The organism is Mycobacterium sp. B14F4 (assembly GCF_039871645.1).
In the GTDB taxonomy this organism is placed as follows: Bacteria; Actinomycetota; Actinomycetes; order Mycobacteriales; family Mycobacteriaceae; genus Mycobacterium.
In genome coordinates this window covers 687,951-710,317 of record NZ_JBDPMF010000001.1, presented here as the reverse complement: position 1 = coordinate 710,317, position 22,367 = coordinate 687,951, and the positions used below count along the sequence as shown (strand labels likewise).

Sequence of the window (22,367 nt, the reverse complement as noted above, 5' to 3'; positions counted from 1 at the left end):
AGTGACACCCTGCGAGCGTGACACTTATCGCGTGTTTTGTAAAGGTTGCAGAGGGCCGGAAGCGGCCGTATGAAGACCCTGACGCCTCTGGCGGACGGTTTCTGCTTCGGCGAGGGCCCGCGGTGGTTCGAAGGCCTGCTGTGGTTCTCCGACATGCTCGGCGAGGCCGTGCACACCGTCAACCTCCACGGCGACATGACGACGCTGCCGCTGACCGGTCACGCACCGTCGGGGCTGGGCTTCCGCCCCGACGGCTCGCTGCTGATCTCGTCCACCGAGAAGCGCCAAATACTCTGCTACGACGGTGAATCCGTGACGGTGCTCGCCGACTTGACCGATGTGGCGCCGGCCGCGCTCGGCGACATGGTCGTCGACGACCGCGGCCGCGCCTACGTCGGATCGCAGGCCCGCGAGGGCGGTGTCGTCGTGCGGGTCGACACCGACGGGTCGGTCACCGTCGTCGCCGACGATCTCGACTTCCCGAACGGCATGGCGATCACGCCGGACCGCACGACGCTGATCGTCGCGGAGTCGATCGGCCGCCGGTTGACCGCGTACACCATCGCCGCCGACGCGTCCCTGACCGGGCGCCGGGTGTTCGCGGACGGGCTCGACGGCCCACCGGACGGCATCTGCCTGGACGCCGACGGCGGGGTGTGGGCGGCGATGACGCTGGCCCGTCAGTTCGAGCGCATCACCGAGGGGGGCACCGTCACCGACCGCATCGGCGTCGGCGAGCGGACGGCCATCGCGTGCGCGCTCGGCGGACCGGAGCGGCGCACGTTGTTCCTGGTGACCACCACCGACGCATATCCGCAGCGACTGATCGGCACCAAACTGTCGCGGGTCGACGCGACGACGGTCGACATCGGTGGAGCGGGCCTGCCATGAGCGACTCCTACTACGAACTCGTCGACGCCGCCGACTCGCGCGGCGAGAAGTTCCGCGCCACCGACCTGGTGCGCAGCACCTGGTCGGCGGCGATCCAGCACGGGGCACCGGTGTCCGCCCTGCTGGTGCGGGCGCTCGAACGCTGTGAGGCGCGCGACGACACGCGGCTGAGCCGGGTACTCGTCGACCTGCTCGGTGCTGTGCCCGCCGAGGGCGAGCTGTGGGTGCGGTCGCGAATCGAGCGCTCCGGCAAGCAGATCGAGTTGGTCAGCGCAGAGCTGCTGGCACAGGGACCGTCCGGCGAGCCCCGGCCCGTCGCGAAGGCCGGCGGATGGCGGCTGGCGACCCTCGACACCCGGGAGGTGGTGCACGCGCCCGCGTCTCCCCTGCGTCCGCTCGCCGAGGCGAAAAGCCGCGACATGAAGAAGGACTGGGACCGCAACTACGTGCACAGCCTGGACTGGCGGTGGCTGACCACGCCGATGAGCGCGGGCCCCGGCGAGTCCTGGATCAGGCCCGAGGTCGATCTGGTCAGCGGCGAGTCGATGACACCGCTGGAGCGGCTCTTCGCGGTCGCCGACGACGCCAACGGCATCGGCACCAAGCTCGACATCCGCAAGTGGACCTTCATGAACACCGACCTCGTGGTGCACGTGCACCGGGTCCCCGAAGGCGAGTGGATCGGTATCCGCGCGGAGACCAGTTACGGCCCCGACGGTATCGGCACGACGCTGGGCACACTGTTCGACCAGACCGGCGCCGTGGGCGCGATCCAGCAGTCGGTGCTCGTGCGCCCGATGCCCAGCCGCTGATGGTTCGCGAGATCAACACCAGGGTCGTGAATCCGCCCCGCTTCACGACCCTGGTGTTGATCTCGCGAAGTGCACGATCTAGTCCACCAGCCTCAAGGCCGCGGCGGGACACTGCGTGACGGCTTGCCGCATGCGCTCGCGGTCGGATTCCGGGCGCTCGCTGTCGTGGATCGCCACGATGCCGTCGTCGGTCACCTCGAAGACGTCCTCGGCGATCGACTCGCAGATACCGTGCCCGGTGCACTTGTCGAGATCGACTTCAACCCTCATCGGTTCTCCCTATCGAACGACGGCGGGCAGCCGCTTCACGCCGTGTACGAAATTGCTGTACAGCAGGTCGGGCTCGCCGAACTCGATGCTGGTCAGTCGGGTCAGCAACTCGCGGAACACGTTTCGGAGCTCGGCCTTGGCCAGCTGGCTGCCCAGACAGAAGTGTGGCCCGCCGCCACCGAACCCGAGGTGCGGGTTGGGCGAGCGCTGCAGATCGAACACGCCGGGCTCGTCGAACACGCTCTCGTCGCGGTTCGCCGAGCAGTAGAAGAGTCCGACCTTGTCGCCCGCCGCGACCGGCTGACCGTTGATCTCGGTGTCCTCGGTCGCGAAGCGGGCGAACTGCAGCACCGGTGACGACCACCGGACGAACTCCTCGATCGCGAGTCCGATCCGGCCGTCGAAGTCGTCCATCAGCCAGTCCCGCTGGGCGGGGTGCTCGACGAGCGCCATCATCGCGTGCGTGGTCGCCTGCTTGGTGGTGTCGTTGCCCGCCGAGGCGAGCAGGATCAGGAACGCGCCGATCTCCTCGTCGGTCAACCGGTGCCCGTCGACCTCGGCGTTGACCATGCTGGTCATCAGGTCGTCACCCGGGTGGTTGCGCCGGAACTTGGCGAGTTCCACGCCCGTGTTGGACAGCAACGCGATCTGGGCCACCGGATCGTCCGCACGCTCCTCGGGTGTGGCGTACTCCTCGTCGCTCATGCCGAACAGCTTCTCCGCGGCGTACGCGACCGCCGGCTGGTCGGCGCTCGGCACGCCGAGCATGTCCATGATCGTCAACATGGGCAGTCGCGCCGAGCACGCCGACACGAACTCGACTTCCCCAGCGCCGACCAGGTTCTCGACGATCGTGACCGCGTTCTTGTGGATCTGCTCCTCGATCAGCCGCACGTTGCGCGGTGTGAACGCTGAGCTGATCAGCCGCCGGTAGACGGTGTGCTGCGGCGGATCCATGCTCAGGAAGAACGACGCGAACCGCTGAATCTCCGCGGGCATCGGGGTCAGCGCGACACCCTGAGCGGACGTGAACGACTCGGGGTGCTGGCTGACGTAGGCGATGTCGGGGCGGCGCGTCAGGGCCCAGAACCCGGCCTCCTCCATGGGGAACATCGACGGGAACGGTCGGTGCCACGTCAACCCGTCGCCCTCCCGTAGTCGCGCGAAAGTCTCGTCGCGCTGCGCGAACGGCTGGCTCCAGAATCGCTCCGATGTGATGTCGATCGGGCTGAACTCACGAGCAGATGTCACAGAATCAGCGTGACACTCGCGGGAAAATTTGTAAAGCTATGACAATGCAGGCGGCCGACGCAGACCAATCGACGCGCGAGCGCATTCTCGCCGCGACCGCGGAAGTGCTCGGCCGGCACGGTATGACGAAGCTCAGCCTGTCGGAAGTGGCGTCCCAAGCCGGTGTCTCGCGGCCCACGCTGTATCGGTGGTTCGCCTCCAAACGCGAACTCCTCGACGCCTATGTGGTCTGGGAGCGCCAGTACTACGAGCGTGCCGTGACGGCCGCCACCGCCGATCTGCCGGCCTGCGAGCGACTCGACGCAGCGCTGCGGGTGATCGTCGAGTACCAGCAGTCCTATCCCGGGCTGCGGATGATCGACATCGAACCCGAGCAGGTCATCCGCCGGCTCTCACGCGTGATACCGCTCATGCGCCAACGGCTCGAAAAGCTGGCGACGGGAAACGATCCCGCGCTCGCGGTGGCCACCGCCGTGCGCGTCGCGGTGTCGCACTACCTGGTGCGCAGCGACGACGACGACAACTTCCTCGCCCAGCTGCGCCACGCCGCGCGGGTCAAGCATTTCGCGCCTTGAGTCCGGCCAGGATCTCCTCGGTGTGCTCTGAGACGCGGTGCGACCGACCGCGGCTCCCACGGCGTGCCGTGAAAGTCCGCGGGCGAGGCCACCATCGGCGCACCTCCGTCACCATCGGGAACGTAGACCACGCCGCCGGCGGCATGGAACTGCTCGTCGGCCACCACGTCCTCGATGGTGTTGATGGGCGACCAGAAGAAGTCCGGCTCGGCGGCGAAGGCCTCGGCCCATTCGTCGAGGGTCCTGGTCGCGAAGATCTCGTCCAGCTCGGCGATGAGCTCGACCGCGTTGCGCGCCCGCGCAAGTGGGGTGTCGAAACGCGGGTCGGTCAACCAGTCGGGCCGCCCGACGGCGCGACACAGCGGCGGCCAGTGCCGACCCGCCTCCAGGCCGACGATCCAGAACCGGCGCCCGTCGCCGGCGGCGTAGTTGTTCATGCACGGGTTGCCCATCGACTCCCGTTGACCGATCGAAATGGAATTCCCGGACAGCAGAAAGGTGTTCAGGTCGAAGCTCACCGTATAGGCGCCCTGGCGGTACAGCGACGTGCTGACCATCTGACCTTCGCCGGTGCGCGTCCGTGCGACCAACGCCGCGCACACCGCCGCCGCCAGCGTCATGCCCGCCGTGTGGTCGCCCATCCCGCCGCGCTGGAAGGGCGGCGTGTCCCCGGGACGCGTCAGCAGGTGCGCCAGGCCCGCCCGTGACCAGAACGCGGCGACGTCGTAGGCGGCGCGGTCGGCGTCGGGCCCGCTCTCGCCGTATCCGGTGATCAACCCGTACACCAGACGCGGATTGCCCGCGGCCACCGCCGCGAAGTCCAGCCCCATGCGCCTGAGCGCGGCCGGTCGGACATTGGTGAGGAAAACGTCTGCGCCGTCGAGCAATTCGAGCACCGTGGCGCGCCCCTGGGCGGTCGTCACGTCGAGCACGATGCTGCGCTTGCCGCGGTTGTCCATCTCGAACGGTGGGCTCAGTTCGCCCTCGACACCGAGCATCTTGCCGAACATCCGCGCCGGATCGCCGGTCGGCGGCTCGACCTTGACGACATCGGCGCCCCAGTCCGCGAGAATCCCGCCCGCCGCGGGCCCGGCCACCCACACGCCGAGTTCGACGACCCGCACGCCCTCCAACGGTCCCGCCATCGACACCTTCTTTACATTCCAGCGCATATTTGTAAACTGACCAGGTGACTCACGCTCCACCGGTCGTCGGCCTGGCGGCACATCTGGGCCGCGGGGTACAACGTATCGCCACCGACGCCCTCATCGGCCGCGTCCGATCATCTCCGCGGACGGTGTCCGACCTCGACGCCGAAACCCTCTCGCGCATCATGGGTCGTCGGATCACCTCGACGTCGGTCCTCGGCGGTGACGCAGGCACCTCGTCGCGCGCGCGACTCGCCTTGCGCGGTGAGGACGTTCCGGCAACCGTGTTCGTCAAGATGGCCGCCGAGACCCTCGCCACTCGCCTGATGGGTGAGATGGGCCGGCTGGCCGCGACCGAGACCCGCTTCTACCGCGAGCTGTCGCCGCAACTGACCGGGGTGCCGACGTGTCACGGGTCCCTCTTCGACTCGATGACGGGCCGCTATGTGCTCGTGCTGGAGGACCTGCCCGCCGACGAATGCGAGTTCCCCGACACCCTTCACCCGATCAGCGCCGACCGTGCCGCGGCGATCGTCGAACTCCTGGCCCGGCTGCACGCGACCTTCTGGGGACGGGTGCCGACGTGGCTGTACACCGCCTCGGGCGACACCGCTTCCCTGCTGACGGGACCACTGCTGAGGGCGTCGGCGCGGCGCATCGCCCAGCGCACCGATATCGCTGTCGGCGCAGGCCGATTCATCGACGACAACTACCGCGCGGTCGCGCGGCTCATCGACGAACCGCCGCACACAGTCATGCACGGCGACGCGCACCCGGGCAACGTCTACTTCCGCAACGGCGCGGCCGGGCTGCTGGACTGGCAGGCAGTGCGACGCGGACACCCGAACCGCGAACTGGCCTACACCCTGGTCACCAGCATGACCACCGAGGATCGCCAGGCCCACCAACGCGAGTTGCTCGACGTCTACCGGCAGGCGCTGGCGGCCTCGGGCGGTCCGGAGTTGGACCGCGACGAATTGTGGCGCCGGTTCCGGCAAGGTGCGCTGTACGGCTACGTCGCGGCGCTGATCACCGCGGGGATTGGCGGCATGCAGGACGAGGGCATCGCGCTGGAGGGGCTGCGGCGCGGCGTCGCGGCGCTCGAGGACCTCGACACCGTCGCCGCCCTCAGAACGTCGCTGTGATCATGGATCTACCATCATCTGAACTCCGACCGTGAAAGCCTGACACCGTGAACGAACCGCTGCGCGACCCGTCCGGAGGCGAGGACACCTCGACCCGCCGCCGGATCCTCGTCGCGACCGCGGAAGTACTCGGCCGCAGCGGGCAGACCAAGCTCAGCCTGTCCGAAGTCGCGCTACAGGCCGGCGTGTCCCGGCCGACCCTCTACCGGTGGTTCGCCGACAAGGCCGAACTGCTCACGGCGTTCGGCGTCTACGAGCGCGACCAGTTCGACAACGGCATCAGCAAAGCGACCGCCGGCTTGCGCGGCACGGAGAAGCTCGACGCCGCACTGCGGTTCATCGTCGACTACCAGCACTCCTACTCGGGTGTGCGGCTTGTCGACATCGAACCCGAGGTCGTCATCGCGCAGCTGGCGAAGATCATCCCGGTCATGCGGGCCCGCCTGGAGAAGCTCTTGACGGGTTCGAACGGAGCGGTCAAGGCCGCCACCGCAATTCGCGTCGCCGTCTCGCACTACATCGTCCGCAGCGACGACGACGACCAATTCCTGGCCCAACTCCGTCACGCCACCGGGATCAAGCCGAACGCCTGACACTACGCCGATAATTTGTAAAGCTTGTCGGTATGACGCAAGTGCAGACAGAGACCGGCGTGCTCGCCGGTGACGAGCGGATGCTGATCGACGGAGAGCTGCAGGGCACGACCAGCGGCGCGACGTTCGACGTCATCCATCCGGCGAGTGAGCAGGTGGCGGGCCGGGCCACCGACGGGACGGTCGAGGACATGGCCCGCGCGGTCGGCGCGGCCCGGCGGGCGTTCGACGAGACCGACTGGTCGCGTGATCTCGACTTCCGCTACCACTGCCTGACTCAGCTGCACGACGCGTTCGAACGCAACAAGGAGCGGCTGCGCCGCATCCTCATCACCGAGGTGGGCTGCCCGGTCTCGGTGACGGGCAGCCAGATCGAGAGCCCGATCGAGGAGGTGAAGCACTGGGCCGAGCACGGCAAGGCCTTCGACTACCTCGTCGACAACGGCGTGCACGAGACACCGCTGGGCCCGGCCCGGCGCAAGATCCACTACGAACCCGTCGGCGTCGTCGGGGCGATCACCCCGTGGAACGTGCCGTTCTACCTCAACGTCGCCGAGACGGTGCCCGCGCTGATGGCCGGCAACACGGTCGTGCTGAAGCCAGCCCAGCTCACGCCGTGGTCGGGCACCGAGTACGGGCGGATCGTCGCCGAGGAGACCGACATTCCCGCCGGCGTGTTCAACGTCGTGGTGTCCAATGCCAACGAGGTCGGTGCCGCGCTCAGCGCCGACCCGAACGTGGACATGATCACGTTCACCGGATCGACGGCGACGGGGCGAGCGATCCTGGCCGCGGGTGCGCCGACGGTGAAGAAGACGCTGCTGGAGCTCGGCGGCAAGTCGGCGCACATCGTGCTCGACGATGCCGACTTCAACTCCGCGCTGTCGATGGCGGCGATGATGGCGTGCGTGATGTCGGGCCAGAGCTGCATCCTGCCGAGCCGGATCCTGTTGCCGCGCAGTCGGTACGACGAGGGCATCGAGATCCTCAAGAACATGATGGAGAACTTCCCGATCGGCGACCCGTGGACGCCGGGCAACATGCAGGGCCCGCAGATCAGCGAGACCCAACGCCAGAAGGTGCTGGGCCTGATCCGCAGCGGTGTCGAGTCCGGGGCCCGACTGGTCACCGGCGGCGGCATCCCGGAGAACCTCCCCGTCGGCTACTACACCCAGCCGACGCTGCTGGCCGACGTCGACCCGAATTCTCAAGTGGCACAAGAGGAGATCTTCGGTCCCGTGCTGACCGTCACCCCGTTCGGCACCGACGACGAAGCCATCGCGATCGCCAACAACACCATCTACGGCCTGTCCGGCGAGGTGAGCAGTGGCGACATCAACCGTGCGTTCGAGGTCGCCTGCCGGATGCGTACGGGCAACGTCACGATCAACGGCAAGAGCCACTTCGGCATCAACAGCCCGTTCGGCGGGACCAAGCAGAGCGGCCTGGGCTACCGCAACGGCGACGAGGGTTACAAGGAGTATCTCGACGCCAAGACCATCGGCATGCCGGACACGGCGGCGCCGTGAATCAGGCCGGAGCGAGCGACGAAGCCGATATCGCGCGCCTGCTGTACCGCTACGCGCGCGCCGTCGACACCAAGGACTGGGACCTCTACCGTTCGGTGTTCACCGACGACGCGGTCATCGACTACTCGTCGGCCGGAATTCCGCCGGGATCGCGCGACGAGATCGCCGATCTGTTCGGCAAGGCGTTCACCGCGATTCCGTGGAGCATGCACTACATCACCAACATCGAGGCTGATGTCGACGGCGACACCGCGCGGGTGCGTGCGATGTTCTACAACCCGATGCAGCTGCCGGACATGGCCGAGCAGAGTTCCTGCGGCGGGTACTACTTCCACGATCTGGTGCGGACGCCTCGCGGGTGGCGCAGCCGGCATCTGCGCGAGGAGAACCTGTGGTTCGTCAACCGCCCGGACGGGCTGCAGTAGCGAGGGTACGTCAGGCCTGGGCGGCCAACTGCCCACACGCGGCGGCGATTTCGCGGCCACGGGTGTCGCGCACGGTGCACGAGACGCCGCGCGCACGGACCCGCCTGACGAACTCCCGCTCGGCGGACTTGGGACTGGCGTCCCATTCGCTGCCCGGGGTCGGGTTCAGCGGGATCAGGTTGACGTGCACCAGCGGTCCCAGCGCACCGTGCAAGCGCTTACCGAGAAGGTCGGCACGCCAGGGCTGGTCGTTGACGTCGCGGATGAGCGCATACTCGATCGACACCCGCCGCCCGGTGGCGTCGGCGTAGTACCGCGCCGCGTCCAACGCCTCGGCGACCTTCCACCGGTTGTTGACCGGAACCAGCGTGTCGCGCAGTTCGTCGTCGGGCGCGTGCAGCGACAGGGCGAGCGTGACGCCCAGCCGTTCGTCGGCGAGCTTGCGGATCGCCGGCGCCAACCCGACCGTCGACACCGTCACCGAACGCGCGGAGATGCCGAACCCGTGCGGCGGCGGCGCGGTGATGCGCCGCACCGCTGCCAGCACGCGGTTGTAGTTGGCCAGCGGCTCCCCCATCCCCATGAACACGATGTTGGACAGCCGGCCACCGCGCGCAACCGGTGTGATGGCGTCGTGGTCGCGGTCGCGCAACTCGACCGCCGCCGCGCGGACCTGCTCGAGGATCTCCGCCGTCGACAGGTTGCGCTTGAGACCGCCCTGCCCCGTCGCGCAGAACGGGCATGCCATGCCGCAACCCGCCTGCGACGAGATACACACCGTGTTGCGCTGCGGGTAGCGCATCAGCACCGACTCGAACGTCGTGCCGTCGCCTGCGCGCCACAGCACCTTGCGCGTTTCGCCGGCGTCACACTCGATCTCCTGCACCGCGTCGAGCAATTTCGGGAACAGCGCCTGCCCGACCTGATCGCGCACCGTCGCGGGCAGGTCGGTCATCTGGTGCGGATCGGCGATCAGTCGCCCGTAGTACTGGTTGGCCAGCTGCTTGGCCCGGAACGCCGGCAGCCCCAGGTCGGCGACGGCGGCCGCGCGGCCGGCCTCGTCGAGGTCGGCGAGATGCCGCGGCGGCATGGCGCGTCGCGGTGCGTCGAAAACGAGCGGCAGGGCCGCGGGGGATTCAGCCATAGGCCCTCCCAGTATGCCGGTCGCGGCTACGCCAGCAGGGTGAGCACGATCCAGCCGGCCACCGCCGACGGCAGCATGGCGTCGATGCGGTCCATGATGCCGCCGTGACCGGGTAGCAGCGTGCCCATGTCCTTGATGCCGAGATCGCGCTTGACCTGCGACTCGACCAGATCGCCGAGCACCCCGGTGATCACCAGCATCAGCCCCAGCGGCACCCCCACCCACGCGGGCTTGTCCAGCAGGAACGTCACCGACAGCACCGCGGCGGTCATGCCGAACACCAGTGAGCCGCCCAGGCCCTCCCACGACTTCTTCGGGCTGATCGCCGGCGCCATCAGGTGCTTGCCGAACAGCACCCCTGCGACGTAGCCGCCGATGTCGGCGAATACCACCGTGGCGATCACCGTGAACACCCGGCCACCGCCGTGCTCCTGGAAGATCAGCAGCGCGCTGAAGCCGGCGAACAGCGGCACCCACGTCGCCAGCAGGACCGCCGCGGAGATGTCGCGCAGGTAGTTGACGGGCTGCTGGCGCAGTCCATTGCCGACGAGGCGCCAGACCATGCAGGTCACGATCGTGCCGCCGTACGCGCCCAGCAGTCCCGCGGTGCCGTACGGCCACGTCAGCCAGATCATCGCCTGACCACCGACCAAGAGCGGGACGGCAGGCAGGGCGTATCCGGCCTCCCCGAGCCGGCGGATCACCTCGTGCGTGGCGATCGGGATGAACACGGCCAGCACCGGCAACCAGCCGATCGGCGCGAACAGCAGCGTGCCGATGGCCATCCCGCCGAGCAGCACGCCCACTCCGATGGCGGCGGGCAGGTCTCGGCCCGCCCGCGACTTCTTCTTGGGCGGTTCGTCGACCGGCGTATCTGTCACGGGACTCAGGTGCTGATCGGCCACTAGACCTCCAGCAGCTCGCCCTCTTTGTGCTTGACCAACTCGTCGATCTGCGCGGTGTAGGTGTGGGTCACCTTGTCGAGGTCCTTCTCCGCGCGGCCCACCTCGTCCTCGCCCGCCTCGCCGTCCTTCTTGATGCGGTGCAGTTCCTCCATGGCCTTGCGACGGATGTTGCGCACCGACACCCGCGCGTCCTCGCCCTTGGCCTTGGCCTGCTTGACCAGGTCGCGGCGGCGCTCCTCGGTGAGCTGCGGGATCGCGACGCGGATGACGTTGCCGTCGTTGGTGGGGTTCACGCCGAGATCGGAGTGGCGGATCGCGTCCTCGATGTTGCGCAGCTGATTGGCCTCGTAGGGCTTGATCACCACAAGCCGGGCCTCGGGCACGTTGATGCTCGACAACTGGGTGATCGGCGTCGTTGCGCCGTAATAGTCGACGCTGACCCGTGCGAACATGCCGGGATTGGCGCGACCGGTACGGATGGAGGCGAGATCGTCACGCGCCACCGCTACCGCCTTCTCCATCTTCTCCTCGGCGTCGAAGAGGGTTTCCTCGATCACGGTGCTTCTCCTATCCTCTGCTCCTCGCGTGGGCGCGAACCCTGACCCGCTTCTCGCGTGGAAGGCCGACCGTCAGGTGGTGACCAGTGTTCCGATCTTCTCACCCGCCACCGCGCGCGCGATATTGCCGTCGGTGAGCAGGTTGAACACCAGGATCGGCATGCCGTTGTCCATACACAGGCTGAACGCGGTGGCATCGGCGACCTTCAGGCCGCGGTCGATGACCTCGCGGTGGCTGACCGCGGTGAGCAGTTCGGCGTCGGGGTGCTCGCGCGGATCGGCGGTGAAGACCCCGTCGACCGCCTTGGCCATCAGCACGACCTCGGCCCCGATCTCCAGTGCGCGCTGCGCGGCGGTGGTGTCGGTGGAGAAGTAGGGCAGTCCCATGCCCGCGCCGAAGATCACCACCCGGCCCTTCTCGAGGTGCCGCACGGCGCGCAGCGGGATGTAGGGCTCGGCGACCTGGCCCATTGTGATCGCGGTCTGCACGCGGGTGGCGATGCCCTCGCGCTCCAGGAAATCCTGCAGCGCAAGGCTGTTCATCACGGTGCCGAGCATGCCCATGTAGTCGCTGCGGGTGCGCTGCATGCCGCGCTGCTGCAGTTGCGCACCGCGGAAGAAGTTGCCGCCGCCGATGACGACGGCCACCTGCACGCCGCTGCGGACCACCTCGGCGATCTGGCGCGCCACCTGGTGCACGACGTCGGGGTCGAGACCCACTTCCCCGCCGCCGAACATCTCGCCGCCGAGCTTGAGCAGCACCCGGCTGTACATCGGCCGGATCGAGGTGGAGGAAGCGTCGGCACCGTTGGGACTGGTTGGGTCCGCCATCCCACTCCTTCGGGGTCTCCGCTCAGATTCTCCTAATCCTGCCTCATGGCGGCGGCCTCACGGTTGCGGGGTCGGCGTGTCGCCTCCTCAGCCCGGCAGATGCGCGCTCAGCAGCCAGGCGGGCACGGACTTGCGGCCGCCCGGCTCGTCGCGCACACCGGTCACCGGGAAGTACTCGTCGAAGTTCGGCGGGAAGACGGCGTGGATGCGCGCCGGTCGGATCTCGTCGATCGTCCAGTACTTCGACACCACCTCGCGCAGTTCGTCCTCGGTGACCGGGTGGGCCGGGCTCTCGGGCATGCCCGCCCTGTCGAACACCAGCACGAAGTAGGACGCGCCCGGCGCTGCCGCCCGCACGATCGACCGCTGGTAGCCCTCCCGCAGTTCGACCGGCATCGAATGAAACAGCGTGCTGTCGACGATCGTGCCGAACCGCCCGTCGTAGCCGGTGAAGGAACTGATGTCGGCGACCTCGAAGCTGGCGTTGGTCAGCCCCCGCTTGGCAGCCTCCTCGCGCGCCAGTTCGATTGCGGTGGCGGACTGATCGAGGCCGACCGTGGTGAAGCCGCGCTCGGCCAGGTGCAGGCTGATGGCCGCCTCACCGCATCCCGCGTCGAGCACGTCGCCGTGGAACCTGCCCTGCTCGATGAGCGCGGCGAGTTCGGGCTGCGGTTCGCCGATGCTCCACGGCGGCTTCGCGCCGGCCATCTCCGGCGCCTCGCCCTTGTAGGCACTTTCGAACATCTCGTCCATCGGCTGAGTCATGCCTCGTGTTTATCAACCGGGTTGATATATGTCAATATGCTTGATATGGACGGGCCACCCGAGGATCAGCCGCTGGGTTTCCTGCTGTCCCGAGTGGCCAACGCGCTGCGCGCCGAGGTCACCGCGACGGTGCTCGACCCGTTGGAGGTGGCCTTCCCGCAGTACCTGTGCATGCGGATCCTGTCCCAGTACCCGGGGCGGTCGAATGCCGAGCTGGCACGCGACTTCAGCGTCTCCCCGCAGGCGATGAACATGGTGTTGCGCGGACTGGAGGAGCGCGGTCTCGTCACGCGACCCGCCACCGTGGCCTCGGGCCGCTCATTGCCGGCGCAACTCACCGGCGAGGGCCGGGAGTTGCTGGCTCGCACCGACTCCGGGGTGCGCGCGGCCGAGCGCAAGCTGATGACGAACCTGACCGAGCAGCAGCGACGCGAGTTCAAGCGCATCCTCGCGGCGCTCGGTTCGGACTGAACTCTGCGAGACTTGTGCCGATGAAGGTCGTACTGGCACCGGACTCGTTCAAGGAGTCGATGACCGCCTCGGAAGCGGTGGCGGCCATGCGCGCCGGTGTGCTGTCCGTGCTGCCGGACGCTCAGTGCGTCGGCGTGCCGATGGCCGACGGCGGCGAGGGCACCGTCGACGCGGTCGTCGACGCGCTGCATGGGCAACGAATCGACGCCGAGGTCACCGATGCGATCGGACGTCCGATCCTGGCCCGGTACGGCTACGTGCCGCTGCGGCAGCTCGCGGTCATCGAGATGGCCGCCGCCGCCGGCCTCGAGCGGATCGCACCCGACGAGCGAGACGTGTTGCGCGCCAGCACGTTCGGGGTTGGTCAGCTGATCCGGGCGGCGTTGGACCGCGGTGCCGAGGAGTTACTCGTCGGGCTGGGCGGGTCGGCCACCAACGACGGCGGCACCGGCATGCTCACCGCGCTCGGCGCGGCCTTCCTCGACGGCAACGGCAACGCGCTCGAGCCAGGCGGTGCGGCGTTGCAGCGGCTGGACCGCATCGACCTGTCGGGGCTGGACGCCCGGCTGCGCGACGTCCGGGTCGGCGTAGCCTCCGACGTCACCGCCCCGCTGCTCGGGCCCACCGGGGCCAGCGCGGTGTTCGGGCCGCAGAAGGGCGCCAGCCCGGCCGACGTACAGCTACTGGAGTCGGCACTGTCCCGGTTCGCCACCGTGACCGCGGCCACCCTCGGCGATGCCCACCCGCAGAGGCCGGGCGCCGGGGCGGCGGGCGGTACCGGGTTCGCGCTCGCCGAATTCCTCGGTGCGGTGAGCAGACCCGGAGTCGACGAGATCGCCGAGACGGTGGAGCTCGAGCGGGCGTTACGGGGCGCCGACTGGGTGTTCACCGGCGAGGGCAGTGTCGACGCGCAGACCGTCATGGGCAAGACGCCGTTCGGCGTCGCGCAGCTGGCCGTCCGGGCCGGCGCCCGCGTGGTCATCTTCGCCGGCCGGGTCGGTCCCGACGCCTCGGTGCTGCTCGATCACGGCGTGGAGCGGCTCGTGGCCATCACCGCCGAGGGCACACCGCTCGAAGAGGCGCTGCGCGAGGGAGCGGCATCGCTGACCAAGGCGACCGCCGAGGTCTGCCGCGAGCTGATCCGCTAGCCCGAGGGGCGGATCACCGCGTCGAGCGCCACGGTGACGCGAAATCCGAACAGCACCAGGATGTGCAGCAGGTAGAGCCACAGCGCCAACGCCGAGACCGCGCCGACGATCGGCAGACCACCGAACGGCGCCGACCACTCGATCGGGATCGCCAGGAACAGGATGAATCCCTGCAGGAATCCGGCCAGGATGGCGCCGGTGCCGAACGCGCCGAGTAGCAGCGGCCGCCAGCCCAGCCGGCCGGGCCCGATCAGCCCGAACACGCCGAGCAGCGCGGTCGACACGGTCAGCCACACGATGTGGAACGCCACGACGATCCCCCACACCAGCGACCAGCCGCCGGCGTCGTAGAGCGGGGCGACGTAGGGCGCCGCCGCGAGCACCGCGAGCACCAGGAACGGCGCGACGGCCGCTACGCCGAGCAGACCGGCCCGACCGCGCCAGCCGGTGAGAGTGTCCGGCGCCGCGGTCATCTGGACGAAGGCCCGGCGCAGGCCTTCTCCGTAGAGGCTGGCGGGGAACAGCACGACGAGGGCCTGCAGCCAGGACATCGACAGGGCCACCGAGGTCAGGGTGCGCAGCGCCGCGGGGGTTCCGTGCCCGTCGGGCAGTCCGCCGATGGCCGTGTCCATCGCCGACGTCGCGGCGTCATGGCCGACCAGACCCGCGACCGCCCACAGCGACACCAACGCCAGCGGCGCGATGCCGATCACGCCGAAGAAGGTCGCCCCGGCCGCCCACAGCGAGATGTCGCTACCGGGGACCGTCTTGCGGACTTCCGCCAGCAGTCGACGCACCCGGCTCATCGCGGCACCCCGAACTGGCAGGCTGGCACCGTGACCGCGAACCGCGACGCCGACGACGACGGCTGGTCGTCGCTGCACGACGGGATCCGGCCGTCGCCGGTGGTGCGCGGATGGCTTCGGATGGTGCGGGCGCTGGCCTCGGGTCCCGTCCTGCGGATCCCGCCCGACCTGCTGTCGGCGGCCGGAGTCGTGGCGCTTCTCGGGGCGTGGGCCGCCGTCGCCGGACCTGGCTGGCCGGCGCTGGCGGTGCCACTGATCGTCGCCGCAGGCGTCCTGGACGGTCTGGACGGTGCGGTCGCGCTGCGGACCGGACGGGCCCGTCCGCTCGGCGCGGTCGTGGACGCGGGGGCCGACCGCCTCGGCGACCTCCTGCTCGGCGCCGTCCTGCTGGCGCTGGGGGCCGCGCCGGGCTGGGTGGCCGCCGCCGTGGTGCTGGTTCTGCTGCACGAGTACCTCCGGTCGCGGGCCCAGGCCGCCGGCATGCCGGGGGTGGGCACGGTGACCGTCGCCGAGCGGCCGACGCGGCTTATCGTCGTCGCGATGGCGGCGGCCGGCGCCGCGGTCTTCCCGGCGGGGCTGCCGTCGCTCGGGTGGGGCTGGGGCACGACGTTCGCGATCACGTGGACGGCCGTCGGTGTCGTCGGGATGGTCCAGTTGCTGGCCGGGGTGCGGCGCTCGATACCGCCCCGTTTCCCGCCGGCCCCATGAGGCCGGCGACGATCTCGGCCGACATCAGCACCAGCGGGATGCCGCCCCCGGGATGTGCCGATCCACCCACCAGATAGAGCCCGGCCACCGGGCTGCGATTGGCGGGCCGGCGCAGCGCGGCCCGCGGACCGTGCGAGGCCGTCCCGTAGATCGCGCCGCCCGGCGCCCCGGTTCGGCGTTGCAGGTCGGCGGGTGTGATCGTCTCCGCGAAGCGGATCCGGTCACGGACGTCGGCGCCACGGCCGGCCAGCACGTCGAGCACGTGGCCGGTGTAGCGCTCGCGCAGCCCGGGGGCGTCCCAGTCGACGCCGCGCCCGGGATCGTGGGCCGGGGCGTTGACGAGGACGAACCAGCCCTCGGAGTCGTCATCGGGGCGCAGCGCCGGATCATCCGGAGCGTGAACGTAAATCGTGGGGTCGTCGACAGGTCGCGGTGAGCGGCCGAAGATCGCGTCGAACTCGGCGTCGTAGTCGCGGGGAAAATACACCCGGTGCGCGGCGCCGCGGCCGCGCCCGGACAGGCCGAGCAGGATGACGAAGCCGGCCATCGACGGCGGGCGGTTGCGCAGGCGCCGGCGCATCGCCCCGGTGGCCCCGGACGGCAGCAGCTTCTCGTAGAGGACCGCGGCGTCAAGGTCGCTCACCACCGCATCGGCGGCCACCTCACGCCCGCCGACCCGCACACCCGTGACACGCCCGCCGGCGACCAGCACCGACTCGACCGGCGCGCCGGTGCGGATCTGCACGCCGAGGTCGACGCAGCGCGCCGCCACGGCGTCGACGATCCGCCGCAGCCCGCCCGGCACGTACCACGCCCCGAACTCCTGCTCGACGAACGAGGTCACCGACAAAACCGCCGGGGTGCGGCGCGGGTCGGAGCCGGAGTAGGTGGCATACCGGTTGAGCCAGGTCCGCAGCCGCGGATCGGGCAGCATCGCGCGGCCCAGTCCGTCGATGGTGCGCCACGGCGCGACCGCCCGCAGGTCGGCCGGCCGCGCGCTCATCCGGATCAGGGCGGCCAGCGCGACCGGCCGGCGCAGCACGGGTTCGCCGACGAGTTCCCACAGCCGACGCGACCGGGCGTGCAGCCGCCGCCACGACTCACCGGCGCCGGATCCGAGCGCGTCGTCGAGGGCCGCCGGGACCCCCGCGGCGTCGTGCGGCAGCGACAACTCGGTGCCGTCACCGAAGACGTACGCGCAGGCGGGGTCGACGGGCGTCACGGGCAGATCGGCCGGACCGCCGGTGTCGGCGAACAACTGCGCGAGCACGGCGGGCATGGTCAGCAGCGAGGGACCCGTGTCGAAGGCGAACCCGTCGCGCTCGACCACTCCGAGCTTTCCGCCGACGGTGGCGGCGCTCTCGAACACGGTGACGCGATGGCCGGCGGCGGCCAGGCGGGCCGCGGCAGCGAGTCCACCCAGTCCCGCCCCGATCACGACGGTTCGGCTCATACCGGACGGCCCTTCCATTGCAGCGAGCCTCGCACCCGGCCCGCCCACGACGACGCCAGCAGCGTCAGCAGCGCCAGCACCGACAACGGGTGGGCCACCGCGTCGAGCCGAGTGCCGCCCCACCGGCTCGCCGAGGCGCGGCCGACGACTGCGGCGGTGTAGCCCAGCGCGCCCGCCCGTGATCCGGTCACCGCGGCCGCCGCGGGCAGCACGTAGACGACGGTCAGCGCCGTCGCGACCGCCAGCGCACCGGCCGGTGACCCGAACGCCGCCCACAGCGACTTGCGGTAGCCGTCGCGCAGCTCGCGCCCGCTGCTGTACATCCGGCAGGTCGCCAGCCCGGAGCCGTCGGCGATGCCGGTCCGACCGCCCGTCGCGCGGACCGCCCGGGCCAGGCCGATGTCGTCGAGCACCGCCCCTGCCACCGACTGCCACCCGCCTGCGCGGGCCAGCGCCTCGGCCTCGACCACCAGGAACTGGCCGTTGGCCACCGCCATGGACGGACGCCTCGACCGCTCGGCCACCGGCACCGGCAGCGTGGTCAGCCACGACCACGCCAGCAGCGGCTGGACCAGTCGGCCGGACAGCCCGGTCGCGACCTGACGGGGCCACGGCGACACCAGGTCCAGCGGCCGTGGGCCGCGCAGCACCGCAGCCGCGGCGGCGACGGCGTGCGGCTGCAGGACCACGTCGGCGTCGACGAACACGAGAATCTCCCCGCGCGCAGCGGCGGCCAGTTGACCGCAGGCATGGGGCTTGCCCAGGAAACCCGGCGGCGGCGGGACGCCGGTGAGCACCTTCACGCGCGGATCGGCTCCCGCCGTGCGGCGCGCGACGTCGGCCGTACCGTCGGTCGAGCGGTCATCGAGCACCAGGATCTCGGCGTCGAGAAGGCCCTGTTGGCCGAGCAGGGAACGGATGGTCGGCGCAATACGGTGCGCCTCGTCACGGGCGGGGACCAGAATCGACACCGCCTCGCGTACCGGCGGCGGCTCCTCGGGCGGGCGGCGCAGCAGCCGCTGATTGACGAGTTGGTGCGCGGTGCCGACGCACGCCAGTGACGAACCTGTGACGACAAGCGCGCGTAGAGTTTTTGCGAAACGCGCATCGGGCACCTTGGAGACTCTACGAAGTCTCGACCCGACGGCACAGCCGGCGGGTGCAGACGTCGCCCACCTGTGACAGCGGAGGTGACACACGTGGCGTTGGCGTTGCCGGTCGCACCCGTGCGGAGCACTCGCGTGGTGTGGGCACTGGTCGCCGCCGCGGTACTGGTCCAGATCGCCTACCCTCTCATGCCCGAGAGCTGGCGTACCGAGGTGACGGTGGCAAGCGTGGTGGTGTTCTTCGTGGCCAGCGTGGCCGATGCCGCGCGGGTGCTCGGACCGGTGGGTGCCGCGGTGCTGATCGCGGTGGCCGGCGGCGGCGGGCTGCTCGCCGAGGCGGTCGGGGTGGCCACGGGCCTGCCCTTCGGGCACTACGCCTACACCGGCACGCTCGGCGCCGAGCTGCTCGGCGTGCCGGTCGTCGTCCCCTTGGCCTGGGTGATGATGGCGTGGCCGGCGCTCGTGGTGGCGCGCACGCTCGTGTCGCGGGGCCCGGCCGTCGTCGCCGTCGGCGCGCTTGCGCTCACCGCGTGGGACGTGTTCCTGGACCCGCAGATGGTCGACGCCGGCCACTGGACGTGGTTCGACACCACACCCGGCCTGCCACTGATCCCCGGCATCCCCCTGACGAACTATTTGGGCTGGCTGCTGGTGTCGGTGGTGCTCATGGCGATCCTGAACGCGGTGTTGCGCGGCGGGCAGACGCCGTCCGCGCCTGCGGCGGCGCTGTATCTATGGGTGTACTTCTCCTCGGTGCTGGGCCATGCGGTGTTCTTCGGACTGCCCGGCTCGGCGGTCACCGGAGCGGTGATCATGGGCGCGGTCGCGGTGCCGTTCGCCATCGCGCTCCTGCGCCGCCGCGATGCCACGACGGTGGCCACGTGAGCGACGCGCTGCGCAGCCGGGCGGCTCCGCTGCGGATGCGGCCCCGCCGCCTCGTAGAGCCGGACCCGCTGCTGCCGCGCGACGTCGGGCCCCGCGCCGACGCAGTCGTCGTCGGCGCCGGCATCGCCGGAATCTGCGCTGCGGTGGTGCTGGCCGAACGGGGCGTCGCCGTCACGGTTCTGGAGGCGGCCGACCACCTCGGTGGGCGGTTGGGCGCCTGGCCCGAACGCCTGCCCGACGGCAGCGAACAGTACATCGAGCACGGGTTCCACGCGTTCTTCCGGCACTACTACACGTGGCGGGCGATCCTGCGCCGCGTCGATCCCGACCTGTCGTTCCTGGCTCCGGTGCCGAGCTACCCGGTGATCTCGGCGACCTGGCCGGCCGAGGACCTGTCCGGCCTGCCCGCCGCGCCGCCGCTGAACCTGCTCGCACTGGCGCTGCGGTCGAAGAGCCTGACGCGGCGGGATTTCACGAACGCCGATCCCGATGCCGGTCGGGCGCTGCTGGCCTACGACCGCGCCACCACCGTCGCCGAACTCGACGACGTCGACGCCGCGACGTTCCTCGACCGGCTGCAGATGAGCGAACGCACCCGCAGCATGCTCTTCGAGGCGTTCGCCCGGTCGTTCTTCTGCAACCAGGGCGAGCTGTCGGCGGCCGAACTGGTGGCGATGTTCCACTATTACTTCCTGGGCAACCCCGAGGGCATCGGGTTCGACGTGCCCGCCACCGACCACGCGACCGCGATCTGGCACCCGTTGCGCGAGTATCTGATACGCCACGGCGTCGAGGTCCGGACCGGAACCCGCGTCGCCGCCGTGGAGCCCGACGGCCAGCGCTGGCGCGTCGGCACCGATTTCGGAGAGTTCGTCAGCCGCCACGTCGTCCTGGCCGTGGACCCCGGCGCGCTGCGCGCGCTCATCGCGGCCTCACCCACGACCGCCGCCGCCGCACCGCTGCTGGCACTCCGCTGCGAAAACCTCACTGTGGCACCGCCGTTCGCGGTCAGCAGGCTCTGGCTCGACCGTGACGTCACCGCGGACCGGGCTCCGTTCAGCGCGGTCACCGGGCAGCCGACCCTCGACTCGGTCGCGGTGTACTCGCGGCTGGAGGAGCCCAGCGCGCAGTGGGCCGCATCGACCGGCGGTTCGGTCGTCGAATTGCATTCGTACTCCTGCACTTTCGACGACGCCGCCGCCGCGGCACAGGCCTTGCGCGCGGAGCTGGCCATACTGTGGCCGGAGACCGCCGACGCGACCGTCCTGCACCGCCGTGACCGGTTGGAGGCGACCGCGCCCGCGTTCCCACCCGGTTCGGCCGGCACCCGTCCCGGCGTGCGCAGTGACGCCCGGGGGCTGCGCGTCGCGGGCGACTTCGTGGAACTGCCCTACCTGGCCGGGCTGATGGAACGCTCGGCGATGTCGGGGGTGCTCGCCGCCAACGACGTGCTCGCGGAACTCGGCGCGGCGGCCGAACCGATCGACGGCGTCCCGCAGCGCGGCCTGCTGGCGGGAGTGCCGCGCATCGGCAAGCGTCAGGCGTGGATGCGCCGCCAGGGAAGCGCTTCTTCGAGTTCGTAGGCCAGATGCAGCAGCCGCGCCTCGTGCCCCAGCGGCGCGGCGAACATCATGCCGACCGGGAGGCCGGACGCGGATTCGGCGACGGGTAGCGAGATCGCCGGCTCTCCGGTGGCGTTCTGCAGCGGCGTGAAGGCCACCCACTCGATGAGGCGCTCGATGATCTGCTGGTAGTCGTTGGCCGGGTCGAGGTGGCCGATGCGCGGGGTCACGTCGGCCAGCGTCGGCGTCAACACCACGTCGTAGGTGTCGGTCAGGCGCGAGGTGATCCGCCGCACCCGTGCCAGGCGGGCGGTCGCCATCGGCAGCCGGTGCAGGTTTCGCGAGGCGTGCCGGTCCAGGCCCAGCGTCAGGTTGTCGAGGCGTTCGCGGTCGAAGCTCGGGCCGAAGGTGCGCCGCCCACCGCGAACGAGGGCGAACGCCAAAAACGACCAGTACAACAGGAAGTCGTCCATGAAGTGGGCGGGCACCGGGTTGTCGATCGTGGTGACCTTGTGGCCGAGTTCGTCCAGAAGCGCAGCGGTCTTGAGCGTCAGCTCGCGCACCTCGGGGCCGGCCTCGCGCGCGATCGACTGCGTGCAGACGGCGATCCGCAGCCGCTGGGCGCTGGGGCCGGTGACGTCGCCGACCGCCGGCAGCCGCGGGTTGCGGCTGACCCGCTCCATCTCGCGGTAGAACGCGGCGGTGTCGCGCACCGACCGGGTGACGACCCCGTTGGCGACGATGCGCAGCGGCATCTGGCGCATGTCCCGGTCCAGCGGCAGCCGGCCACGGGACGGCTTGAGCCCGACCAGGCCGTTGCAGGACGCGGGAATCCGGATCGAGCCGCCGCCGTCGTTGGCGTGCGCGATCGGCACCACCCCGGCCGCGACGAACGCACCCGAACCCGACGACGACGCCCCCGCGGTGTGGTCGGGATTCCACGGGTTACGCACAGGCCCGATCCGCGGATGCTCGGCCGATGCGCTGAAACCGAACTCCGACAGCTGAGTCTTGCCGAGCGGCGTGAGGCCCGTCGCGAGGAACGAGCGGGCGAAGTCGCCGTGAGCCCGCTCCGGACGCGGCTCCCAGGCGTCGGTGCCGCTCATCGTCGGCATGCCCGCCACCGCGACATTGTCCTTGATCAGCGACGGCACCCCGTCGAAGTAGCCGCCGAACCGGCGCGCCGACGCGCGGGCGCGGGCCCGGTCGAACGCCTCGTGCGCCAAGCCGTTCAGCGTCGGGTTGACCGCTTCGAGGCGCGCGATCGCGGCCTCGACGAGTTCGACGGGCGACACCGTGCCCGCCAACAGGGCGTCGACGAGACCGACGGCGTCATGCTCGCCGAGGGCGTCGTCGCCGAAAGCGTGAACCGTGCTCATGGCGTTGA

General features: G+C 70.3%; 23 protein-coding genes and 1 pseudogene. 12 read left to right on the top strand and 12 right to left on the bottom strand.

Going from position 1 to position 22,367, the window contains the following annotated elements; translation table 11 throughout:
* Positions 1 to 69 precede the first annotated feature (69 nt).
* Positions 70 to 891, top strand: a complete 822-nt coding sequence (locus ABGB19_RS03515) for an SMP-30/gluconolactonase/LRE family protein (RefSeq protein WP_347684031.1) — start codon at positions 70 to 72, stop codon at positions 889 to 891.
* Positions 888 to 1,703, top strand: coding sequence for a thioesterase family protein (locus tag ABGB19_RS03510; RefSeq protein WP_347684029.1), 816 nt, complete (start codon positions 888 to 890; stop codon positions 1,701 to 1,703). The genes ABGB19_RS03515 and ABGB19_RS03510 overlap by 4 nt, the downstream gene beginning before the upstream one ends.
* Before the next feature lie 78 nt (positions 1,704 to 1,781).
* On the opposite strand, the gene ABGB19_RS03505 is transcribed toward ABGB19_RS03510, so the two are convergent.
* Positions 1,782 to 1,973, bottom strand: a complete 192-nt coding sequence (locus tag ABGB19_RS03505) for a ferredoxin (protein WP_347684027.1) — start codon at positions 1,971 to 1,973, stop codon at positions 1,782 to 1,784.
* 9 nt (positions 1,974 to 1,982) lie between these two features.
* Complete coding sequence (locus ABGB19_RS03500) at positions 1,983 to 3,224, bottom strand: cytochrome P450 (RefSeq protein WP_347684025.1); 1,242 nt, start codon at positions 3,222 to 3,224, stop codon at positions 1,983 to 1,985.
* Between the two features lie 38 nt (positions 3,225 to 3,262).
* Here ABGB19_RS03500 and ABGB19_RS03495 point away from each other — a divergent pair, with 38 nt between their 5' ends.
* Positions 3,263 to 3,799: a helix-turn-helix domain-containing protein gene (locus tag ABGB19_RS03495; protein WP_347684010.1), complete on the top strand. Its 537-nt coding sequence runs from the start codon at positions 3,263 to 3,265 to the stop codon at positions 3,797 to 3,799.
* On the opposite strand, the pseudogene ABGB19_RS03490 reads toward ABGB19_RS03495, so the two are convergent.
* Positions 3,780 to 4,944: pseudogene (locus ABGB19_RS03490) on the bottom strand (CoA transferase). The gene ABGB19_RS03495 and the pseudogene ABGB19_RS03490 sit on opposite strands and share 20 nt — an antisense overlap.
* Before the next feature lie 44 nt (positions 4,945 to 4,988).
* Here ABGB19_RS03490 and ABGB19_RS03485 point away from each other — a divergent pair.
* Genes ABGB19_RS03485 through ABGB19_RS03470 form a run of 4 tightly spaced genes read left to right on the top strand, consistent with a single transcriptional unit; the run spans position 4,989 to position 8,639 of the window.
* On the top strand, positions 4,989 to 6,092 hold the full coding sequence (locus ABGB19_RS03485; protein WP_347684008.1) for a phosphotransferase: 1,104 nt from the start codon (positions 4,989 to 4,991) through the stop codon (positions 6,090 to 6,092).
* A 47-nt stretch (positions 6,093 to 6,139) separates the two neighbouring features.
* Positions 6,140 to 6,685: a TetR/AcrR family transcriptional regulator gene (locus ABGB19_RS03480; RefSeq protein ID WP_347684006.1), complete on the top strand. Its 546-nt coding sequence runs from the start codon at positions 6,140 to 6,142 to the stop codon at positions 6,683 to 6,685.
* A gap of 32 nt (positions 6,686 to 6,717) precedes the next feature.
* Positions 6,718 to 8,214, top strand: coding sequence for an aldehyde dehydrogenase family protein (locus tag ABGB19_RS03475; RefSeq protein WP_347684004.1), 1,497 nt, complete (start codon positions 6,718 to 6,720; stop codon positions 8,212 to 8,214).
* Positions 8,211 to 8,639 carry a nuclear transport factor 2 family protein gene (locus ABGB19_RS03470; RefSeq protein WP_347684002.1) on the top strand — a complete coding sequence of 143 codons (429 nt, stop codon included), beginning with the start codon at positions 8,211 to 8,213 and terminating at the stop codon, positions 8,637 to 8,639. Before ABGB19_RS03475 ends, ABGB19_RS03470 begins: the two co-directional genes overlap by 4 nt.
* Positions 8,640 to 8,649: 10 nt before the next feature.
* Here ABGB19_RS03470 and rlmN read toward each other — a convergent pair whose 3' ends face one another.
* The 5 genes from rlmN to ABGB19_RS03445 all read right to left on the bottom strand — a co-directional run bounded on the left by rlmN (position 8,650) and on the right by ABGB19_RS03445 (position 12,841).
* On the bottom strand, positions 8,650 to 9,783 hold the full coding sequence (gene rlmN, locus ABGB19_RS03465) for a 23S rRNA (adenine(2503)-C(2))-methyltransferase RlmN (RefSeq protein ID WP_347684000.1): 1,134 nt from the start codon (positions 9,781 to 9,783) through the stop codon (positions 8,650 to 8,652).
* Positions 9,784 to 9,809: 26 nt separating this feature from the next.
* Positions 9,810 to 10,688 carry a phosphatidate cytidylyltransferase gene (locus ABGB19_RS03460; RefSeq protein WP_347683998.1) on the bottom strand — a complete coding sequence of 293 codons (879 nt, stop codon included), beginning with the start codon at positions 10,686 to 10,688 and terminating at the stop codon, positions 9,810 to 9,812.
* Positions 10,688 to 11,245, bottom strand: coding sequence for a ribosome recycling factor (gene frr / locus ABGB19_RS03455; RefSeq protein ID WP_347683996.1), 558 nt, complete (start codon positions 11,243 to 11,245; stop codon positions 10,688 to 10,690). The genes ABGB19_RS03460 and frr overlap by 1 nt, the downstream gene beginning before the upstream one ends.
* A 72-nt stretch (positions 11,246 to 11,317) precedes the next feature.
* Positions 11,318 to 12,076, bottom strand: coding sequence for a UMP kinase (gene pyrH, locus ABGB19_RS03450; protein ID WP_347683994.1), 759 nt, complete (start codon positions 12,074 to 12,076; stop codon positions 11,318 to 11,320).
* Between the two features lie 87 nt (positions 12,077 to 12,163).
* Positions 12,164 to 12,841 (bottom strand): class I SAM-dependent methyltransferase, encoded by a 678-nt coding sequence (locus ABGB19_RS03445; RefSeq protein WP_347683991.1) that lies wholly within the window; start codon positions 12,839 to 12,841, stop codon positions 12,164 to 12,166.
* A gap of 36 nt (positions 12,842 to 12,877) precedes the next feature.
* Between ABGB19_RS03445 and ABGB19_RS03440 the strand changes: the two genes are divergently transcribed.
* Positions 12,878 to 13,312 (top strand): MarR family transcriptional regulator, encoded by a 435-nt coding sequence (locus tag ABGB19_RS03440; protein ID WP_347683989.1) that lies wholly within the window; start codon positions 12,878 to 12,880, stop codon positions 13,310 to 13,312.
* 20 nt (positions 13,313 to 13,332) lie between these two features.
* Positions 13,333 to 14,460, top strand: coding sequence for a glycerate kinase (locus tag ABGB19_RS03435; RefSeq protein ID WP_347683987.1), 1,128 nt, complete (start codon positions 13,333 to 13,335; stop codon positions 14,458 to 14,460).
* Here the strand turns inward: ABGB19_RS03435 and ABGB19_RS03430 are convergent.
* Positions 14,457 to 15,266: a YhjD/YihY/BrkB family envelope integrity protein gene (locus ABGB19_RS03430; protein ID WP_347683985.1), complete on the bottom strand. Its 810-nt coding sequence runs from the start codon at positions 15,264 to 15,266 to the stop codon at positions 14,457 to 14,459. The genes ABGB19_RS03435 and ABGB19_RS03430 overlap by 4 nt on opposite strands.
* A gap of 30 nt (positions 15,267 to 15,296) precedes the next feature.
* Between ABGB19_RS03430 and ABGB19_RS03425 the strand changes: the two genes are divergently transcribed.
* A complete protein-coding gene (locus ABGB19_RS03425) occupies positions 15,297 to 15,974 on the top strand; it encodes a CDP-alcohol phosphatidyltransferase family protein (protein WP_347683983.1) in 678 nt (225 codons plus the stop codon).
* On the opposite strand, the gene crtI is transcribed toward ABGB19_RS03425, so the two are convergent.
* Positions 15,883 to 17,427, bottom strand: a complete 1,545-nt coding sequence (gene crtI / locus ABGB19_RS03420) for a phytoene desaturase family protein (RefSeq protein ID WP_347683981.1) — start codon at positions 17,425 to 17,427, stop codon at positions 15,883 to 15,885. The two genes, ABGB19_RS03425 and crtI, sit on opposite strands and share 92 nt — an antisense overlap.
* Entirely contained in the window at positions 17,424 to 18,542 is a 1,119-nt protein-coding gene (locus ABGB19_RS03415; RefSeq protein ID WP_347683979.1) for a glycosyltransferase family A protein, read from the bottom strand. The genes crtI and ABGB19_RS03415 overlap by 4 nt, the downstream gene beginning before the upstream one ends.
* 84 nt (positions 18,543 to 18,626) lie before the next feature.
* Here ABGB19_RS03415 and ABGB19_RS03410 point away from each other — a divergent pair, with 84 nt between their 5' ends.
* On the top strand, positions 18,627 to 19,418 hold the full coding sequence (locus ABGB19_RS03410) for a carotenoid biosynthesis protein (RefSeq protein WP_347683977.1): 792 nt from the start codon (positions 18,627 to 18,629) through the stop codon (positions 19,416 to 19,418).
* Positions 19,415 to 21,001, top strand: coding sequence for an FAD-dependent oxidoreductase (locus ABGB19_RS03405; RefSeq protein ID WP_347683975.1), 1,587 nt, complete (start codon positions 19,415 to 19,417; stop codon positions 20,999 to 21,001). Before ABGB19_RS03410 ends, ABGB19_RS03405 begins: the two co-directional genes overlap by 4 nt.
* Here the strand turns inward: ABGB19_RS03405 and ABGB19_RS03400 are convergent.
* Positions 20,956 to 22,359 (bottom strand): amidase, encoded by a 1,404-nt coding sequence (locus tag ABGB19_RS03400; RefSeq protein WP_347683973.1) that lies wholly within the window; start codon positions 22,357 to 22,359, stop codon positions 20,956 to 20,958. The two genes, ABGB19_RS03405 and ABGB19_RS03400, sit on opposite strands and share 46 nt — an antisense overlap.
* Between the last annotated feature and the right edge of the window lie 8 nt (positions 22,360 to 22,367).

Bases quoted from the DNA above. Each gene is read 5' to 3' on its own strand.
- ABGB19_RS03515 (WP_347684031.1), top strand. From the start codon at position 70: ATGAAGACCCTGACGCCTCTGGCGGACGGTTTCTGCTTCGGCGAGGGC.
- ABGB19_RS03510 (WP_347684029.1), top strand. From the start codon at position 888: ATGAGCGACTCCTACTACGAACTCGTCGACGCCGCCGACTCGCGCGGC.
- ABGB19_RS03505 (WP_347684027.1), bottom strand. From the start codon at position 1,973: ATGAGGGTTGAAGTCGATCTCGACAAGTGCACCGGGCACGGTATCTGC.
- ABGB19_RS03495 (WP_347684010.1), top strand. From the start codon at position 3,263: ATGACAATGCAGGCGGCCGACGCAGACCAATCGACGCGCGAGCGCATT.
- ABGB19_RS03475 (WP_347684004.1), top strand. From the start codon at position 6,718: ATGACGCAAGTGCAGACAGAGACCGGCGTGCTCGCCGGTGACGAGCGG.
- rlmN (WP_347684000.1), bottom strand. From the start codon at position 9,783: ATGGCTGAATCCCCCGCGGCCCTGCCGCTCGTTTTCGACGCACCGCGA.
- pyrH (WP_347683994.1), bottom strand. From the start codon at position 12,076: ATGGCGGACCCAACCAGTCCCAACGGTGCCGACGCTTCCTCCACCTCG.
- ABGB19_RS03445 (WP_347683991.1), bottom strand. From the start codon at position 12,841: ATGACTCAGCCGATGGACGAGATGTTCGAAAGTGCCTACAAGGGCGAG.
- ABGB19_RS03440 (WP_347683989.1), top strand. From the start codon at position 12,878: ATGCTTGATATGGACGGGCCACCCGAGGATCAGCCGCTGGGTTTCCTG.
- ABGB19_RS03435 (WP_347683987.1), top strand. From the start codon at position 13,333: ATGAAGGTCGTACTGGCACCGGACTCGTTCAAGGAGTCGATGACCGCC.
- ABGB19_RS03430 (WP_347683985.1), bottom strand. From the start codon at position 15,266: ATGAGCCGGGTGCGTCGACTGCTGGCGGAAGTCCGCAAGACGGTCCCC.
- crtI (WP_347683981.1), bottom strand. From the start codon at position 17,427: ATGAGCCGAACCGTCGTGATCGGGGCGGGACTGGGTGGACTCGCTGCC.
- ABGB19_RS03400 (WP_347683973.1), bottom strand. From the start codon at position 22,359: ATGAGCACGGTTCACGCTTTCGGCGACGACGCCCTCGGCGAGCATGAC.